Annotated in this window: 20 protein-coding genes and 1 tRNA gene; 4 read left to right on the top strand and 17 right to left on the bottom strand. The window is 67.6% G+C overall.

Annotation, left to right across the window (positions count from 1 at the left end; all coding sequences use genetic code 11):
* Positions 1-38: 38 nt before the first annotated feature.
* Together ACLKM7_RS10760 and ACLKM7_RS10755 are read left to right on the top strand one after the other, a co-directional pair.
* Positions 39-905 carry an SDR family NAD(P)-dependent oxidoreductase gene (locus ACLKM7_RS10760; RefSeq protein WP_344713553.1) on the top strand — a complete coding sequence of 289 codons (867 nt, stop codon included), beginning with the start codon at positions 39-41 and terminating at the stop codon, positions 903-905.
* Between the two features lie 53 nt (positions 906-958).
* Positions 959-1351 (top strand): carboxymuconolactone decarboxylase family protein, encoded by a 393-nt coding sequence (locus tag ACLKM7_RS10755; protein WP_436447172.1) that lies wholly within the window; start codon positions 959-961, stop codon positions 1349-1351.
* 210 nt (positions 1352-1561) lie between these two features.
* On the opposite strand, the gene ACLKM7_RS10750 is transcribed toward ACLKM7_RS10755, so the two are convergent.
* The 15 genes from ACLKM7_RS10750 to ACLKM7_RS10680 all read right to left on the bottom strand — a co-directional run bounded on the left by ACLKM7_RS10750 (position 1562) and on the right by ACLKM7_RS10680 (position 10657).
* Positions 1562-2098: a restriction endonuclease gene (locus tag ACLKM7_RS10750; RefSeq protein WP_344713557.1), complete on the bottom strand. Its 537-nt coding sequence runs from the start codon at positions 2096-2098 to the stop codon at positions 1562-1564.
* 67 nt (positions 2099-2165) lie between these two features.
* On the bottom strand, positions 2166-2492 hold the full coding sequence (locus ACLKM7_RS10745; RefSeq protein WP_436447171.1) for a winged helix-turn-helix domain-containing protein: 327 nt from the start codon (positions 2490-2492) through the stop codon (positions 2166-2168).
* 41 nt (positions 2493-2533) lie between these two features.
* Positions 2534-3127: a phage integrase central domain-containing protein gene (locus ACLKM7_RS10740; protein WP_436447170.1), complete on the bottom strand. Its 594-nt coding sequence runs from the start codon at positions 3125-3127 to the stop codon at positions 2534-2536.
* The gene (locus tag ACLKM7_RS10735; RefSeq protein ID WP_344713562.1) at positions 3124-3357 is read right to left on the bottom strand and encodes a helix-turn-helix transcriptional regulator; all 234 of its coding nucleotides are present in this window, start codon (positions 3355-3357) and stop codon (positions 3124-3126) included. The genes ACLKM7_RS10740 and ACLKM7_RS10735 overlap by 4 nt, the downstream gene beginning before the upstream one ends.
* A 157-nt stretch (positions 3358-3514) precedes the next feature.
* Positions 3515-3590 (bottom strand) — tRNA-Ala (locus tag ACLKM7_RS10730).
* 71 nt (positions 3591-3661) lie between these two features.
* Positions 3662-4042 carry a ribosome silencing factor gene (rsfS, locus tag ACLKM7_RS10725; protein WP_436447169.1) on the bottom strand — a complete coding sequence of 127 codons (381 nt, stop codon included), beginning with the start codon at positions 4040-4042 and terminating at the stop codon, positions 3662-3664.
* Positions 4042-5349 carry a hypothetical protein gene (locus tag ACLKM7_RS10720; RefSeq protein WP_436447168.1) on the bottom strand — a complete coding sequence of 436 codons (1308 nt, stop codon included), beginning with the start codon at positions 5347-5349 and terminating at the stop codon, positions 4042-4044. Before ACLKM7_RS10720 ends, rsfS begins: the two co-directional genes overlap by 1 nt.
* Positions 5346-5942, bottom strand: a complete 597-nt coding sequence (nadD, locus tag ACLKM7_RS10715; protein WP_436447167.1) for a nicotinate-nucleotide adenylyltransferase — start codon at positions 5940-5942, stop codon at positions 5346-5348. Before nadD ends, ACLKM7_RS10720 begins: the two co-directional genes overlap by 4 nt.
* Before the next feature lie 9 nt (positions 5943-5951).
* Positions 5952-6176: a hypothetical protein gene (locus ACLKM7_RS10710; protein ID WP_436447166.1), complete on the bottom strand. Its 225-nt coding sequence runs from the start codon at positions 6174-6176 to the stop codon at positions 5952-5954.
* Between the two features lie 91 nt (positions 6177-6267).
* Entirely contained in the window at positions 6268-7107 is an 840-nt protein-coding gene (proB, locus tag ACLKM7_RS10705) for a glutamate 5-kinase (RefSeq protein ID WP_436447165.1), read from the bottom strand.
* Complete coding sequence (gene obgE / locus ACLKM7_RS10700; RefSeq protein WP_436447164.1) at positions 7104-8612, bottom strand: GTPase ObgE; 1509 nt, start codon at positions 8610-8612, stop codon at positions 7104-7106. The genes proB and obgE overlap by 4 nt, the downstream gene beginning before the upstream one ends.
* Positions 8613-8705: 93 nt before the next feature.
* Positions 8706-8963, bottom strand: a complete 258-nt coding sequence (gene rpmA, locus ACLKM7_RS10695; protein WP_168914038.1) for a 50S ribosomal protein L27 — start codon at positions 8961-8963, stop codon at positions 8706-8708.
* A 19-nt stretch (positions 8964-8982) separates the two neighbouring features.
* Complete coding sequence (gene rplU, locus ACLKM7_RS10690; protein ID WP_168914039.1) at positions 8983-9291, bottom strand: 50S ribosomal protein L21; 309 nt, start codon at positions 9289-9291, stop codon at positions 8983-8985.
* Between the two features lie 146 nt (positions 9292-9437).
* Positions 9438-10028, bottom strand: coding sequence for a hypothetical protein (locus tag ACLKM7_RS10685; protein WP_436447163.1), 591 nt, complete (start codon positions 10026-10028; stop codon positions 9438-9440).
* A gap of 209 nt (positions 10029-10237) precedes the next feature.
* Positions 10238-10657: a hypothetical protein gene (locus ACLKM7_RS10680; protein WP_436447162.1), complete on the bottom strand. Its 420-nt coding sequence runs from the start codon at positions 10655-10657 to the stop codon at positions 10238-10240.
* 200 nt (positions 10658-10857) lie between these two features.
* Here ACLKM7_RS10680 and ACLKM7_RS10675 point away from each other — a divergent pair, with 200 nt between their 5' ends.
* Positions 10858-11130 carry a DUF4031 domain-containing protein gene (locus ACLKM7_RS10675; protein ID WP_436447161.1) on the top strand — a complete coding sequence of 91 codons (273 nt, stop codon included), beginning with the start codon at positions 10858-10860 and terminating at the stop codon, positions 11128-11130.
* A gap of 26 nt (positions 11131-11156) precedes the next feature.
* Here ACLKM7_RS10675 and ACLKM7_RS10670 read toward each other — a convergent pair whose 3' ends face one another.
* Positions 11157-13499: an Rne/Rng family ribonuclease gene (locus ACLKM7_RS10670; protein ID WP_436447160.1), complete on the bottom strand. Its 2343-nt coding sequence runs from the start codon at positions 13497-13499 to the stop codon at positions 11157-11159.
* A 326-nt stretch (positions 13500-13825) separates the two neighbouring features.
* Between ACLKM7_RS10670 and ACLKM7_RS10665 the strand changes: the two genes are divergently transcribed.
* Positions 13826-14428, top strand: coding sequence for a vitamin K epoxide reductase family protein (locus ACLKM7_RS10665; RefSeq protein ID WP_436447159.1), 603 nt, complete (start codon positions 13826-13828; stop codon positions 14426-14428).
* 16 nt (positions 14429-14444) lie between these two features.
* Here the strand turns inward: ACLKM7_RS10665 and ndk are convergent, their stop codons facing one another.
* Positions 14445-14861 (bottom strand): nucleoside-diphosphate kinase, encoded by a 417-nt coding sequence (gene ndk, locus ACLKM7_RS10660; protein ID WP_168914045.1) that lies wholly within the window; start codon positions 14859-14861, stop codon positions 14445-14447.
* Positions 14862-14899: the final 38 nt, after the last annotated feature.

Genomic DNA, 14899 nt, shown 5'->3' with positions numbered 1-14899 from the left:
GGTTGTACTATTTAGCGCAATGGGGTTTCATTAACTCCATGAGTCAGACATGGTTTATCACAGGGTCCTCGCGCGGCTTCGGTCGCGCTCTCGTTCTCGCGGCACTGCGTGCGGGCGATCGCGTCGTCGCCACCGCACGCAGGCCCGAGCAACTCGACGAGGTGGTCTCCGAGTTCGGAGACAGCATCCTCCCGCTGGCGCTCGACGTCACCGATCCGAGCCGTGTTGTCGACGCCCTGCACGAGGCGCACCAGCGCTTCGGGCGCATTGACGTGGTCGTGAACAACGCCGGCTATGCCAACGTGGCCCCGATCGAGACGGCATCGGAGGAGGATTTCCGTCGCCAGTTCGAGACGAACTTCTGGGGCGTCTACCACGTGTCCCGGGCGGCGATCCCGTTGCTGCGCGAACAGGGGAGCGGCCTGATCGTCCAGTTCTCCTCCGTCGGCGGGCGGGTCGGCGGCTCCCCGGGCATCGCTTCCTACCAGGCCGCGAAGTTCGCGATCGACGGCTTCAGCCGCTCGCTCCGTGCCGAGATCGCACCATTCGGCACGAAGGTCCTCGTCGTCGAGCCCAGCGGGTTCCGGACGGATTGGGCGGGGTCGTCCATGGAGGTCCAGGATGTGCCGGAGGAGTACGCCGCGACGGTCGGCCAGGTGAGCGGTGTGCTGCGGGCGCTCGCCAGCGAGGCCCCGGGCGACCCGGCGCGTGTGGCCGAGATTCTGGTCGCACTGGCCAAGCAGTCTGAGATCCCGGAGAACCTGCCCGTCGGCGTGAACGCGACCGAAATGAGCGTCGCCCTAGACCAGAAGCTCTTGGCCTCGGACCTGCGGTGGGCTCCCGTCAGCCACTCCGCCGACATCGGCGAACCCTTCCCGGTGGAGTTTCCGCCCCCGGCTCCCTGAGCCACCCGACGTCGCCCCACCGCATCTCACCACCCCAACGCAAGGAGACTGCAATGTCCGAATCCACCGACCGCGACTACGCGACCGCGCTCGATGAAGCCGAGAAGCTGCTCGGCTTCCGACTCGAGCGTTACCTCGGGACCGCCACGACCGAGCCGGAGAACGCCGAGGACTTCAAGCGGATCGCCACGATCCAGGCGTTCGGAGACGCCTGGCCACGCACCGACCACCTCGACACGCGGACCCGCGCGCTCGTGTCGGTGACCATCGCGGCGTCCCTCGGCGTGCTCGAACCACTCCGAGGCCAGTTGCGCATCGCCCTCAACAGCGGAGCCACCAAGGAGGAGATCGTCGAGGTCTTCATCCAGATCGCCGCCTATGCCGGCGTCGCGCGCGCGTTCGAGGGATACGGCATCGCGGCTGAGGTCTTCGCCGAGCACGCCTAAGCACGCTCGTGGTCCGTCGCCGAAGAGCATCGCAGAAGTGCGCTCTTGCAAGGCTCGGGGCGCGTCCGGAGGGGGCCAACCTCCGGCGCATCGGACCCTTCCTGGCCAGCGTCGGCTAGCCAATGCGCGAGGCGCTTCGATCAGCGCCTGCGGACATGCGCGGATGCACCTATACGACCGCTCTTCGTACATCGCCCGAAAGGGGATCGCTTACTCGAAGAAGTCCTCGTCGACTTCGACGATCTCGACCGTCCGACGCACTTGGGTGCCAATCCGGTACCGGATCATCAGACTAGCCAGCCGCTCGCCATCGATTAGAACCACGCTCTTGCTGCTGCGGTCCGCGGCCACTTCGGCATCTCTCGTGTAGCGACTTGTGGTGAAGAACACTCCGGAGCCGGCCTTCTGTGTGTCGAGCGAGCCCAGGAATGTCCGGACAGTGTCACTGTCTACGGCGGTTTCCCGAAAGCGCTTCGCCTGGATGTAGATGCGATCGAGGCCGAGGGCGTCGCGATTGATCACGCCGTCGATTCCGCCGTCGCCGGAGGTTGTGGCGCGCAGCTTCGTGCCCTCGGTTCCGTACCCCATGGCCGTGAGCAGCGACCGAACGGTGCGCTCAAAGAAGCGCCAGTCCCGGTCGCGTAGCCGTTGAAGGAGATCCACGGCGACGCTCTGATCGGTGGCGGCCTCGGCGGCATCGAGGAGATCGTCGGGATCGCTGGAAGGAGTGTCGACGATCTCGGGCAAGGACTCGTGCTGGGTGGAAACACGACGTTTCACCTCGTATTCATCCCACGCCGGTAGCGCTTCAAAGTTACGATTGCTTGAACTCGTATGGGTGATCCGCCAGGAAGGCGCGACCGGCGTTAGTGATGCGGAACACTCCACGACGCACCGACTCGAGCAGTCGCACACGTGTCGATGCCGACTTTGCCCATCCCACGCGGTTCTCCGCCGCGTAATTGCCCGACGGGCCGTACTGAATCAGGCGCAGATCCTCGGGTACGCCCGCGCGATCAAGCGCAGCAGAGTATAGGTCGCGCCGGGCCCATTCCCTTCCGTCCGCAGCGACCTGCAGAAGGGGATACATGAACTGCCACCACTGAGGAATACCCAACTCGGTGACGTTGAGGTCAGTCATTGAGAATCCCACAGAAGGCACCGTCAGCCAGGTGATCCCGATCACCATCCGCCACAATCGTCGCGGATTGCGCTGATCTGCTCGATGTTCAGCGCGTGCCGCTCGCCCTTCGGACGCCGCAGCGGGCTCGTCCCCTGCACGGGATTCCGCGGGATCGCATCGTGTCGGAGCGCAAACGCGAAGAGCTGGTTGAGCACGGTTCGCGAGTGGTGCGCGCGGGAGAAGGACACTGCGCTCTCTGACCTGAGAAACCACTCCACGCGGCCCGTGGTGATCTCCCCGAGGGAGAAGTGCTCGAACTGTGGCCTTACTCGGAGCCGGAGATCGTCGCGATAGTTCTTCTTCGTCCCGTCCGACAACTCGCGCAGCTCCAGATCCTCGAGCCAGAGGTCTGCGAGGTCTCGGAAGGAGCTACTGAGGTCGAGGAGTCCGCCAGCTCCAAACCCGGGTCTGTCGAGGAGACGCTCCTTCAAACGGGCTCGAGCCGCCGATTCGGTGCGCGCAGCACCGGTGACTCTGCGCAGGCGCCCGTCGGCGTCGCGGATGCGCGCGAGAGCCACGTACGAGGTGCCGCGCCTGGTAACGCTGATTGCCCCATAGGAGCCGATCAGGGTGCGTGGCCGTCCGCCGTTCATGCTGCGCCGCCCGCGTGGCGCTGCTCATCAGCCTGTTCCATGCGCTCGACCCACGCATCGATCTCGGTCTTGCGAAACCGCAACTGGGTGCCGACACGGAATCCATGCGGCCCGCGCCCCTTGCTTCGGAGGTCGTAGATCGTCTGAACGGAAACCTCCAACTCGGCGGCAAGCTCAGCCAACGAGACGTAGTTGCCGAGTCCCGACTCTGAGGTGCCACCGCTGTCCATACAGCGAAGGTGCGTGGGCGTCACCGCGTACCTTACAGATAGCTCTAGAAGGCTCGAGAGCGCGCTGCGGTTACTCGGCGAAGTGTCCAGTAAACGACTACCAAACACTCAAACTCCCTGATCGGGGAGTGAAGTTTCGGTGCTTTACCGGGAGTTTTGGTGGACCTGAGGGGACTCGAACCCCTGACCCCCTGCATGCCATGCAGGTGCGCTACCAGCTGCGCCACAGGCCCGGATGCCGCCCCGAACAGTGCGGGACAACTCGTCTAGCTTACAACATCTGCAAGCGTGGTCCGAACCAGGCTCACTCTTCTGTGGCCGCCGATGCGGGCAGGTTGATCGGCACGAGGGGGCAGTCCTTCCACAGCCTCTCAAGGCCGTAGTAGACGCGCTCCTGCTCATGGAAGACGTGTACGACCAGGTCACCGAAGTCGATGAGCACCCAGCGCGACTCTTGACGGCCTTCGCGCCGGAGCCGCTTGTGGCCGGCCTCGAGCAGCTTGTCTTCGATCTCGTCCGCGATCGCGGCGACGTTGCGTTCGCTGCGGCCCGTCACCAGTAGGAAGATGTCCACGAGCGGCAACGGCGCCGACACGTCGAGGGCGACGAGATCCTCGCCGCCCTTCGCGTCCGCTGCTACTGCCGCGATCTGAAGCATGTCGTGAGACTGGGTGCTCGCCGTCATCAGAAGACTCCTGTCACGAAGGCGAGGATGAGCACGCCCACGAGAGCGAGCGCCAGGACGCCCGCCGTGATCGCGAGCGACATCATCAGTCGGTTGCCCTTCTCGGGCACCGGGGGTTTGATGACTTCGCCCGGGGTTTTGACTGTGCTGACCGCGGAACTGGCGGCGATCGGCGTGGGCGACGAGTGTGACGGCAGCTCGCCGTCGACGAGCGTCGCGTCGATCTCCTTGCCGTCGGCCGTGCCATTGGCATGACCCGTCGATCCGAGACCCTCGGGCAGGTTGAAGGTCCCGGTCACGAGGACCTCGCCGGTGGCGGTCACCGGTGCGACGAGGGGAGAGACCTCAGGGGCCTGCGACACGATGAGCGCGTTGGGGACGGAGATCGAGCCGGTCGTGCGTGAGAGCAGCTGGTCGAAGGACGGCGGCAGATCTGCGATGGGCTCGGCAGCGGACGGCGCACCGAGGAGTCCAGCGCCGAACAGCGGATTGACGACCGCGCGGGCGCGCTCATCGTCGGCCTCCTCTTCGTCCGAAGAGGAGGCGGCGTCCTCAGCGGGAGCGAAAGGAAGGTCGCCGAACGGCGACGCCTCGGCGGCACCCGCCTCGTCGGCGAAGACGTCTGCCTGCGACTCGGACGGTGCAGGAGCATCCGCGGCTTCCTGCTGCGCCCACGGGAACGCGGGAGCGACCGGCTCACGCTGCGGCTCGGGCTGAGATCCCGAGAAGCCGAACAGGGGGTGCCGTCCGCTGTCGCTGGTCACGGCCTCCGCGCTGTCGCGTTCGGCGGGGACTTCTTCAGCGGCAGCGTGATCCTGCTCGGCGACCTCGGGCTCGGCGAAGAGGGCCGAGCGCGCATCCTCGACGGGACGATCCGCTGCCGCGGGGAACGCGAAGGTCGGCACGGACGCCGCCGGACCACCGGCGTGTGCGGCGACGACCTCGGGGGTGATGACGGGCACGGATGCCGTGCGGATGCGCTCCTGCTGTCGTGCCTGCCGGCGCGTGAGCGGCGAGACGCCGAGGTCGACAGCCGAGTCGGCCACCGGTGGTGGCGGCACGGCCGCCGGCGTCGCCGGGCGTGCGAGCGGGATGGCCGAGGCGGGAACGGCATCGACCGGCGCGGCCGCTGCGGGAGTCGGTGGCTCGGGAGTCGGTGGCTCGGGCGTCGGCGCAGGGGTCTCTGCGGCGGGCGTGGGGTCCGCGGTCGACCCAGGCGGGATCACCGGATTCGAGCCGGTGTTGCGGATCTCGCGCATCTGCTTGCGCGTCAGGGGTGGCGTTGCCGGCTGCTCGGGTGTACTCATTCCTTGCTCCGGTAGAGGTGATGCTTCGCAATGTATTGGACGACCCCGTCGGGAACGAGGTACCACACCGGGTGCCCCCGACTCACGCGATCGCGACAGTCCGTCGACGAGATGGCGAGGGCGGGAATCTCGAGCTGACTGACGTCGTCGCTGGGCAATCCATCGGTGTTCAGCACGTGCCCCGGTCGGGACACCGCGACGAAATGGGCGAGGTCCCACAACTCATCATGGTCCCTCCAACTGAGAATTTGCGCTAAGGCGTCGGCGCCGGTGATGAAGAACAGCTCCGCATCGGGGCGCAATGCCTTCAGATCTCGCAGTGTGTCGATCGTGTACGTGGGACCCGTGCGGTCGATGTCGACCCGGCTCACCGTGAATCGGGGATTGGATGCGGTCGCGATCACCGTCATCAGGTAGCGGTGCTCGCTCGGCGACACCTGCTCCTTCTGCCAGGGCTTGCCGGTGGGCACGAACACGACCTCGTCGAGGTCGAACCACTGCGCCACTTCGCTCGCAGCGACGAGGTGACCATGATGGATGGGATCGAACGTCCCACCCATGACCCCGATCCTCGGGGCACCTGTCACCGACATGCAGTCGGCCTAGTGGCCGTGCCCCGATCGCTGCACGTCGTTCGCGTGGGCGCGGGCGTAGGCGTCCGCCTTGTGCGCGTGGCGGTTGGCGACGTTCCGGTACGACAGCGTGACCAGAGCCAGTGCTGCGAACACCAGGATCGCCACGATCCCGTAGCCGACCGTCTCGAGTGCGACGTTGCCGTGGTGCTCGGTTTCCTCGGCGGCCAGGGCGATGATCGTGGCGAGTCTCATTCGTGCTCCGTTCGGATTCGCCTCAGCAGGCGCGGGACTGATCCAGTTTATGCCTCACACGACGACAATGCCGACGAAGCGCGGATCGTCGTCAACCCAGCCTATCGGCGGCCGTGCGGACAGGGCCGGTCGCAGCCGGCGCGGTGGGTTCGGGATTCGGCTGGAACCACGTGCCGATCTCGTGACCCGAAAGGGCTGCGTCCACCAGATCCGCACTCGTGACGAGCACTCCGATTCCGGATGCCGCAGCCAGCCGCGCCGCCGAGACCTTGGTCGCCGCTCCCCCGGTGCCGACGCTGTTGACCACGACGGAGCCGAACTCGAAGTCGTGCAGGTCGGCGCCGTACGCCACGCGCGGAATCGGTGCCGCGCCGGGTTCGCCCGGAGGCCGTGTGTACAGGCATTCGATGTCGCTCAGGAGCACCAGCGCGTCCGCGCCGATCAGCTGCGCGACCATCGCCGCCAGACGGTCGTTGTCGCCGAAGCGGATCTCGTGCGTGGCGACCGTGTCGTTCTCGTTCACGATCGGCAGGATGCGAAGCCCGAGCAGCCGCTCCATCGCGCGCCGCGCGTTGGAGCGGTGCGTGGGGTTCTCGAGGTCTCCGGCAGTCAGCAGCACCTGTCCTGCCACGATGCGGAACGGGCGCAGGGCCTCTTGATAGCGATAGATCAGCACGTTCTGACCGACGGCGGCGGCGGCCTGCTGGGTCGCGAGGTCGCTCGGGCGCTCATCGAGCAGGAGATACGGCATCCCGGTAGCGATGGCGCCCGACGACACCAGTACGACCTCGGTGCCACGGTCGTGTGCCGCCGCCAGTGCGTCCACGAGGGGGGCGATCTTGTGGGCGTTGTCACCGCTGATGGACGACGACCCCACCTTCACGACAACCCGACGTGCGGTGGGCAGCCCGTCCCGTTCCAGCGGCCTCACTCGTCGCCCTCCGCGCTCCGCTCCGCCGATGCCAGCCGCTCCGCCTCGAGCTCAGCGCGCGCCTGAGCTTTGGCGTCCATCATGTCGTGATAGCGCTCGCGCCGCTCCGACGTCGTCCGTCGGCCGTTCTGCAGCAGGCGAGGATCGGTGCCACGAGGTGCCGTGGCCAGCTCTGCGGTGGACCGCACCGACGGCTCCCAGTCGAACACGATGCCGTCGCCCTCACCGATGACCACTGTGGCGCCAGGCGTCGCACCGGAACGGAACAGCTCGTCCTCGACGCCGAGCTTCTCGAGGCGATCCGCCAGGTACCCGACGGCCTCCTCGTTCTGGAAGTCGGTCTGCTGCACCCAGCGAAGCGGCTTCTCGCCGAGGATCCGGTAGATGTTGCCGTAGGTGCCGCCTTCCACGCGCACCCAGAACTCCTTCTGCGAGCCACGGGGACGAATGACGACGCGCTCGGGGGCGGGAGTCTTGGCCTGCTCGACGCGGTGCGCCGCCACGATGTCGCCGAGTGCGAACGTCAGCTGGCGCAGTCCCTCGTGGCTCACCGTCGAGATCTCGAACACGCGGAAGCCGCGTGCCTCGAGCTCGGGGCGCACCAGATCGGCGAGATCCTTGGCCTCCGGGACGTCGACCTTGTTCAGCGCGACGAGCTGCGGTCGCTCCAGCAGCGGGAGCTGCCCCTCGGGCACCGGGTAGGCCGCGAGCTCGGCGAGGATGACCTCGAGGTCCGAGAGCGGGTCACGACCCGGGTCGAGGGTCGCGCAGTCCAGCACGTGCACGAGCGCGGTGCAGCGCTCGACGTGACGGAGGAACTCCAGGCCGAGACCCTTGCCCTCACTCGCGCCTTCGATGAGGCCGGGGACATCGGCGACGGTGAAGCGCACGTCGCCTGCCTGAACGACACCGAGGTTCGGATGCAGCGTCGTGAACGGATAGTCGGCGATCTTGGGCCGTGCCGCCGACACCGCGGCGATGAGGCTGGACTTGCCCGCGGACGGGAAGCCGACCAGGGCGACATCGGCCACGGTCTTCAGCTCGAGGAGGACGTCCCCCTCCCAGCCGGGTGTGCCCAAGAGAGCGAAGCCGGGCGCTTTGCGCTTGGGGTTGGCCAGCGCGGCGTTGCCGAGGCCACCGAGGCCACCCGGGGCGACCACGAAACGCATGCCCGGCTCGATCATGTCGACGAGGGTCTCGCCAGAGGCATCCTTCACGACGGTGCCGACGGGGACGGGCAGCTCGAGAGATTCGCCGTGGGCGCCGGAGCGATGATCGCCCATGCCGAACCCGCCGTTGCCGCCTGAGCGGTGGGGCGAGTGGTGGTAGGACAGCAGCGTGGTCACCTGCGGGTCGGCAACGAGCACGATGTCGCCGCCGTGGCCGCCGTTGCCGCCGTCGGGACCGGCGAGCGGCTTGAACTTCTCGCGCTTCACCGACACGCAGCCGTTGCCGCCCTTGCCGGCACTCAGGTGCAGCGTCACCCGATCGACGAACGTGACCATGCGGTCCCCCTCAGCTCTGGGTCAAGCCCAGGGTAATAACGGAAGGGGCGAGCCGAAGCCCGCCCCTTCCTCGAGAATGTGTGAGTCCGTGGATTACTCCGCGGCCGCCACGATGTTGACGACCTTGCGGCCGCCCTTCTGGCCGAACTCGACTGCGCCCGCTGCGAGAGCGAAGAGCGTGTCATCGCCACCGCGACCGACGTTGGCGCCGGGGTGGAAGTGGGTGCCGCGCTGACGGACGATGATCTCGCCGGCGAGAACCTGCTGACCGCCGAAGCGCTTCACGCCCAGGCGCTGAGCGTTGGAGTCGCGACCGTTGCGGGTGGAGCTTGCGCCCTTTTTGTGTGCCATCTCTACATCTCCCCTGGGCTTACTTGATGCCGGTGACCTTGACGCGCGTGAGGTCCTGACGGTGGCCCTGGCGCTTCTTGTAACCGGTCTTGTTCTTGAACTTCTGGATCACGATCTTCGGTCCACGCTCTTCACCGAGCACCTCGGCGGTCACGGTGACCTTCGCGAGCTTGTCGGCGTCGGTCGTGACGGCGTCGCCATCGACGAGGAGCACCGCGGGAAGCTCGATCTTGTCGCCGATCTTCGCGGCCTGACGGTCGAGAACGACGATCGTGCCGACCTCGACCTTCTCCTGCCGGCCGCCGGCGCGCACAACTGCGTAAACCACTTCACACCTATTTCTTCTGGGAGCACGCGCACGCGCTCAGGACGTCAGGAAAGACTTGGCGCGGAAATGTCGACGCACCAAGGGTCTACTTTACCAGATGCCGGATCACTCCGCGAAAGCGCGCCGGGCCGTGCGCACTCGAGCCGTCAGCCGCATCCCGGACCGGCAGGGTCCTCATCGCACGTGCGGTCGACGAGGGCTGTGCGCGCCTCGACGACCTCGACAAGATATTCGGCGGATGCCGCGGTGACGACACCGTCGACGGCACGCCAGCCCGTGCCGAAGTCGACCGACGCCGCGTACTCCACCGTCACACCGGACATGTATGTCCCGCGTTCCCGGTAGGCGTGACTCGTGTCGGTCGGGGTGAACTGCACCACGCCCGCGCGCTCCCACGTCACTCCCCCGCTCGGGCTGCGCCCCGACGTGCCATCGCCGTACGAGAAGACGAACGCCGTCGGCGTGAAGCGAACCGTCACCGGGTAGCCGAGCAGCACCCCGGGGACCACCTGCTCGGATGCTGCGGCGACGAAGTTCGCCGGCATCCCGACCACGCCGAACCCGGCAGGCTCACCGGTCAGCTGCGGCGTGGCGGGCCGGAACGACACCAGGTCCGCGAGCGTGACATCGGGGAAGCCCGCTTCCCCGGGTTCAGGGGGCAGTTCCGGGCGCTCGCACCACCCGTCCGGGGTATCGCACGGCCTCGGGTTCGTCGGCTCGAGCGGCATGGTCGGCACCGGAACGTGCTCGCCCGGCGCCGTTGACCCGCCGGGAGCAGCACCGCCTTCCTCGAGCCTGGATCCCACGACCTCCACAGCATCTCCAGTACTCGAGGCGTCTTCACGGCAGAACCCCGCGGAGATCTGAGCCGGCGTGCAAAATGCTCCCACTTGGCCAGTGCTGGGGCTCACGACTTGCATCAGCGCAACCAAGATCAACGAGGTCGCTAGCATCCGTCTTCCTTCGCAGTGATGCTCCGCTCAATCAACGTGTCGCTTCCGACGTGCGCGAAATCGACTCTGACTAGTACTCGGGGCGCACGATCTGCCGGGGTCACGTCCTGATCTGACGCGTTCAGGACACGGCTCTGCTCGGCATTCACACACACATCGAGAACGACCGCACCCTCGGCGGGGCGCGCACTGATCCGGTCCACCCGCTCAACGGTGTTCTCCCCCACGATACGGATTCCGGCTTCGGCGAACTCGCGCTCGACCTCGAGTTCCGTCTCCAACGCTTCACCGATCAGGAACTGGTCGGGCGCAGGCGAGGATTGCGCGTTCGCCCAGCGGGCGTTGACCGCGTCGATGTACGCGCGGTAGGTCTCCTCGGCGGCGGCGAACGCCTCGGCCTCGCTCGCGAACACGGCGGTAGGCGTCGGGGTCGGCTCGGGCGGTGCGCCGAGGCATCCGGTCAGGAGGACCATCGACGCCGCCAGGGCCGTCGACACCGCCAGAGCTCGCAGTTTCACCCGTCCACGCTATCCGGGGTCGCCGGCACGCCTGCGGAGTTTTCCACAGGGAGCCGATCGCCCGTCGCGGCAGCCCTCGTGCATAGGATCTGCACGTGGCGATCCTCATCGACGACCCCCGTTGGCCGGCTCACGGCCGGCTCTGGGCGCATCTGGTGAGCGACTCCGACCTGGATGAGCTGCACGCCTTCGCCGCCGCGAACGGGATCCCCGGGCGCGGATTCGACCTGGACCACTACGACGTCCCGGAGGACGCGCACGCGCGGCTGGTGGCCGCGGGGGCAGAGCACGTCAGCGGCCACGAGCTGGTACGGCGGCTGATCGCATCGGGGCTGCGCATCACAGCGAAGGAGCGTCGCGGACGCTAGTCCACGACGCTCCTTCGTGAGCGAGTTCAGTCCTCGGCGGGTGCGTGCGAGACCGGAGTCCCCGTCAGCGCGGCCGTCGTGACGCGACGTCGCGCGCGTCCCTGACCGGGAGCCTTGGGCTCGGGCAGCGCGTTGAGCACTGAGTCGAGCAGCAGGTCCTTCTCGGTCTTCGGTGCCTTCGTCCCGGCATCCGAACGCTTCTTCCGCGCCTTCTTCGGGCGCTCGACCACGGGCTCCTCGACCTCTGGGGCCGCGGGGGCCGCCGCCTCGTCACCCTGATGGATCGTGGATGCCGCGATCTGGGCGAGGGCCGACTTCACGCCCTCGGTGATCACGTGGGTGCCGTTCGAGCCGCCTGCAGGCGGGGTCGAGCCGCCACGGGTGCGTCGTCCAGGCGAGGAACTTCCGCCGCCACCCGTCGGGCGGTGCTTGACCACGGGGTCGTGGTGCACGATGACGCCACGGCCGGCGCAGACCTCACACGGCTCGCTGAAGGTCTCGAGCAGGCCGAGCCCCAGCTTCTTGCGGGTCATCTGCACGAGTCCGAGCGAGGTCACCTCGGCCACCTGATGCTTGGTCCGGTCGCGACTCAGGCACTCCACCAGCCGGCGCAGCACGAGGTCACGGTTGGACTCGAGCACCATGTCGATGAAGTCCACGACGATGATCCCGCCGATGTCGCGCAGCCGCAACTGACGGACGATCTCTTCGGCGGCCTCGAGGTTGTTCTTGGTGACCGTCTCTTCGAGGTTTCCACCCGATCCGACGAACTTGCCGGTGTTGACGTCGACCACCGTCATCGCCTCGGTGCGGTCGATCACGAGCGAACCGCCGGACGGCAGCCAGACCTTGCGGTCCAGCGCCTTCTCGATCTGCTCGGTGACGCGGAACTCGTCGAACGGATCCTGGTCGCCCTCGTAGCGCTCGACACGATCGAGCAGGTCGGGTGCGACGGACTCGAGGTACTTCGTGATGGTGTGGTGCGCGTCGTCGCCCTGGATGAGCATCTTCGAGAAGTCCTCGTTGAAGACGTCCCGAACGATTTTGACCAGCAGGTCGGGCTCGGAGTGCAGCAGCGCGGGCGCCTGGATCGACTCGATCTGCTTGCTGATGTGCTCCCACTGGTTGGTGAGTCGCTGCACGTCGCGAGTGAGCTGATCCTCGGTGGCGCCCTCGGCGGCGGTGCGGACGATGACGCCCGACGACTCCGGCAGCACCTCCTTGAGGATCTTCTTCAGCCGCGCCCGCTCGGTGTCGGGCAGCTTGCGCGAGATGCCGTTCATCGCTCCGCCCGGCACGTACACGAGGTAGCGGCCCGGCAGCGAGATCTGGCTGGTGAGACGTGCACCCTTGTGCCCGACCGGGTCCTTCGTGACCTGCACGAGCACCTTGTCGCCGGTCTTGAGCGCGAGTTCGATGCGGCGCGGCTGGTTGCCGGTCTCGACGGCGTCCCAGTCGACCTCGCCCGAGTACAGCACGGCGTTGCGTCCGCGACCGATGTCGACGAAGGCGGCCTCCATGCTCGGGAGCACGTTCTGCACGCGCCCGAGGTACACGTTGCCGATGAGGGACGCGTCCTGGTTGCGGGCGACATAGTGCTCGACGAGCACATTGTCCTCCTGCACCGCGATCTGGATGCGGCCGTTGCGCGAGCGCACGATCATGACACGATCGACGGCCTCGCGGCGTGCGAGGAACTCCGCCTCGGTGACGACGGCTCGACGGCGTCCGGCCTCACGGCCGTCGCGACGGCGCTGCTTCTTGGCCTCGAGACGCGTGGAGCCCTTGATGCGCTGCGGCTCGGTGATGAGCTCGACGGCACGCTTGCGCGGGTGGGCCTCTTCGGCGGCGCCGGATGCCTCGTCCTTGACGTCTCCGCCTCGGCGACGGTTGCGACGGCGTGAGCCACCGGCCGGAGCGGGTTCTGCCTCCGGCTCGGTCGATCGACCGGGCAGCGGTGGCAGCGGCGCGATCTCGGGTGCGTAGAAGACGAGCTGCGTCGATACCGCTGACACGAACTCCTCGGGGAGCAGTCCCAGGCTCACCGCGGTCGGTGGCTTCGACGGGTCCGTCTCGTCCTGCGCCTGCTCGGCGGCACCATCGCCCCCGGCAGCCTGCTCCGGCTCAGCGGACGGCTCCTCGGAAGTCTCCTGCTCCGGCTCAGCGGACGGTGCCTTGGAAGGCTCCTCGTCCGCCTCGACGGCAGACGCTGCGGGGGCTGCGGACACCTCGGCGGGAGCATCCGGCTCTTCAGCCGGCGTCTCCTGCTCGTCGGACGGCCCCGTCTGCGGCGATTCCGGCTGCTCCGGTGTCAGCGGAGCTTCCGAGTCGGTCTGAGGGTTGAGGTCTGAATCGTTTCCATCTGCCATCACTGGCGCACTCCCTGCGGGGCGGCACCGCGCGCCGCCCGGCGAAATCTCGTGCGGCGCCGCACCTGCGGTGCCGCGAACTCACTCGGTCTGCAGCGGAATCCTGCTCTCGGCGGATGTTCTCGCTGCCACGGGCGTCCATCGCCCTGAAGTCTTCGGTGATGCCCATCGCGGCGCGGCCGCGTGTCATCGAGCCCCATTATCGCACTTCCCCCGCCGGATTGCGCACTCGCGGCACGCCGGGTGTGCGAGAGTCCCCCGACCGGTCACGCTCCGCGGCCCGCTGGCGCGGCATCCGTCCAGGCCTCGATGCCATAATCCGAAGCATGCCCGAGCGTCAGACCCACACCCGTCCCACCGTGCTGGCCGTGTGGCTCGTGATCGCGGGGGTCATCGGCTGGTGGGCGGCGTTCACCCTCACGATGGAGCGACTGCACAAGCTCGAGGATCCGAACGCGATCGCCTCGTGCGACTTCAACTCGCTGGTGCAGTGCTCTGCGAATCTCGAGTCCTGGCAGGGCAGCGTCTTCGGCTTTCCGAACCCGCTCCTCGGGGTCGCCGGCTGGGTCGCGCCCATCGTGGTCGGCATGGCGCTTCTCGCCCGTGCGCGGTTCGCCCGCTGGTTCTGGCTGCTGTTCGAACTCGGGATGCTGTTCGCGTTCGGCTTCGTCTGCTGGCTGATCGTCCAGAGTCTCTTCGTGCTCGGCACGCTGTGCCCCTGGTGCGTGGTGACCTGGGTGGTGACGATCCCGACCTTCTACGCGGTGACGCTGCACGTGCTGCGTGCGGGACTGTTGCCCGCCCCGACCGCCGTGCGCCGCGCCGCGGACCGTCTGATGGGCTGGGTGCCTCTCATCACGGTGGTCAGCTACGCGATCATCGCGATCCTCGCCCAGCTGCAGCTGGACGTGCTCGGCCGGGCGTTCTGAGCCCCGCCGGGCGGACTCAGCCGAACCAGATCCCGAGCTCGCGCGCCGCGGACTCGGGGCTGTCGGAGCCGTGCACGAGGTTCTGCTGCACCTTCAGGCCCCAGTCGCGGCCCAGGTCCCCACGGATCGTTCCCGGCGCGGCGGTGGTCGGGTCGGTCGTGCCGGCGAGGGAGCGGAACCCTTCGATCACGCGGTTGCCCGCAAGCCGGATCGCGACCGACGGCCCCGACATCATGAACTCGACGAGGGGCTCGTAGAACGGCTTGCCCTCGTGCTCGGCGTAGTGACGCTCCAGCGTCTCGCGATCCGGTTCGACGAGGCGGATATCGACGAGCGCGTAGCCCTTCGCCTCGATGCGGGCCAGGATCGCGCCGGTCAGTCCGCGTGCGACGCCGTCGGGCTTGATGAGGACGAGGGTCTCTTCCGTGGTCATGGGTGTCTCCGTTCGCCGTCGCCGGCTGCGTCGAGGGT

It is taken from the genome of Microbacterium sp. I2 (assembly GCF_051364985.1).
Classification (GTDB): Bacteria; Actinomycetota; Actinomycetes; order Actinomycetales; family Microbacteriaceae; genus Microbacterium.
Note: the sequence above shows the minus strand (reverse complement) of the source record. Positions and strands in the feature narration are given on the sequence as shown.

Coding starts and splice junctions, on each gene's coding strand:
- obgE (WP_436447164.1), bottom strand. CDS start 8,612: ATGGTCACGTTCGTCGATCGGGTGACGCTGCACCTGAGTGCCGGCAAG.
- rpmA (WP_168914038.1), bottom strand. CDS start 8,963: ATGGCACACAAAAAGGGCGCAAGCTCCACCCGCAACGGTCGCGACTCC.
- ACLKM7_RS10760 (WP_344713553.1), top strand. CDS start 39: ATGAGTCAGACATGGTTTATCACAGGGTCCTCGCGCGGCTTCGGTCGC.
- ACLKM7_RS10710 (WP_436447166.1), bottom strand. CDS start 6,176: ATGAGACTCGCCACGATCATCGCCCTGGCCGCCGAGGAAACCGAGCAC.
- ACLKM7_RS10670 (WP_436447160.1), bottom strand. CDS start 13,499: ATGGCAGATGGAAACGATTCAGACCTCAACCCTCAGACCGACTCGGAA.
- ACLKM7_RS10720 (WP_436447168.1), bottom strand. CDS start 5,349: ATGAGTACACCCGAGCAGCCGGCAACGCCACCCCTGACGCGCAAGCAG.
- ACLKM7_RS10735 (WP_344713562.1), bottom strand. CDS start 3,357: ATGGACAGCGGTGGCACCTCAGAGTCGGGACTCGGCAACTACGTCTCG.
- ACLKM7_RS10665 (WP_436447159.1), top strand. CDS start 13,826: ATGCCCGAGCGTCAGACCCACACCCGTCCCACCGTGCTGGCCGTGTGG.
- ndk (WP_168914045.1), bottom strand. CDS start 14,861: ATGACCACGGAAGAGACCCTCGTCCTCATCAAGCCCGACGGCGTCGCA.
- rsfS (WP_436447169.1), bottom strand. CDS start 4,042: ATGACGGCGAGCACCCAGTCTCACGACATGCTTCAGATCGCGGCAGTA.
- ACLKM7_RS10755 (WP_436447172.1), top strand. CDS start 959: ATGTCCGAATCCACCGACCGCGACTACGCGACCGCGCTCGATGAAGCC.
- nadD (WP_436447167.1), bottom strand. CDS start 5,942: ATGTCGGTGACAGGTGCCCCGAGGATCGGGGTCATGGGTGGGACGTTC.
- ACLKM7_RS10740 (WP_436447170.1), bottom strand. CDS start 3,127: ATGAACGGCGGACGGCCACGCACCCTGATCGGCTCCTATGGGGCAATC.
- ACLKM7_RS10745 (WP_436447171.1), bottom strand. CDS start 2,492: ATGACTGACCTCAACGTCACCGAGTTGGGTATTCCTCAGTGGTGGCAG.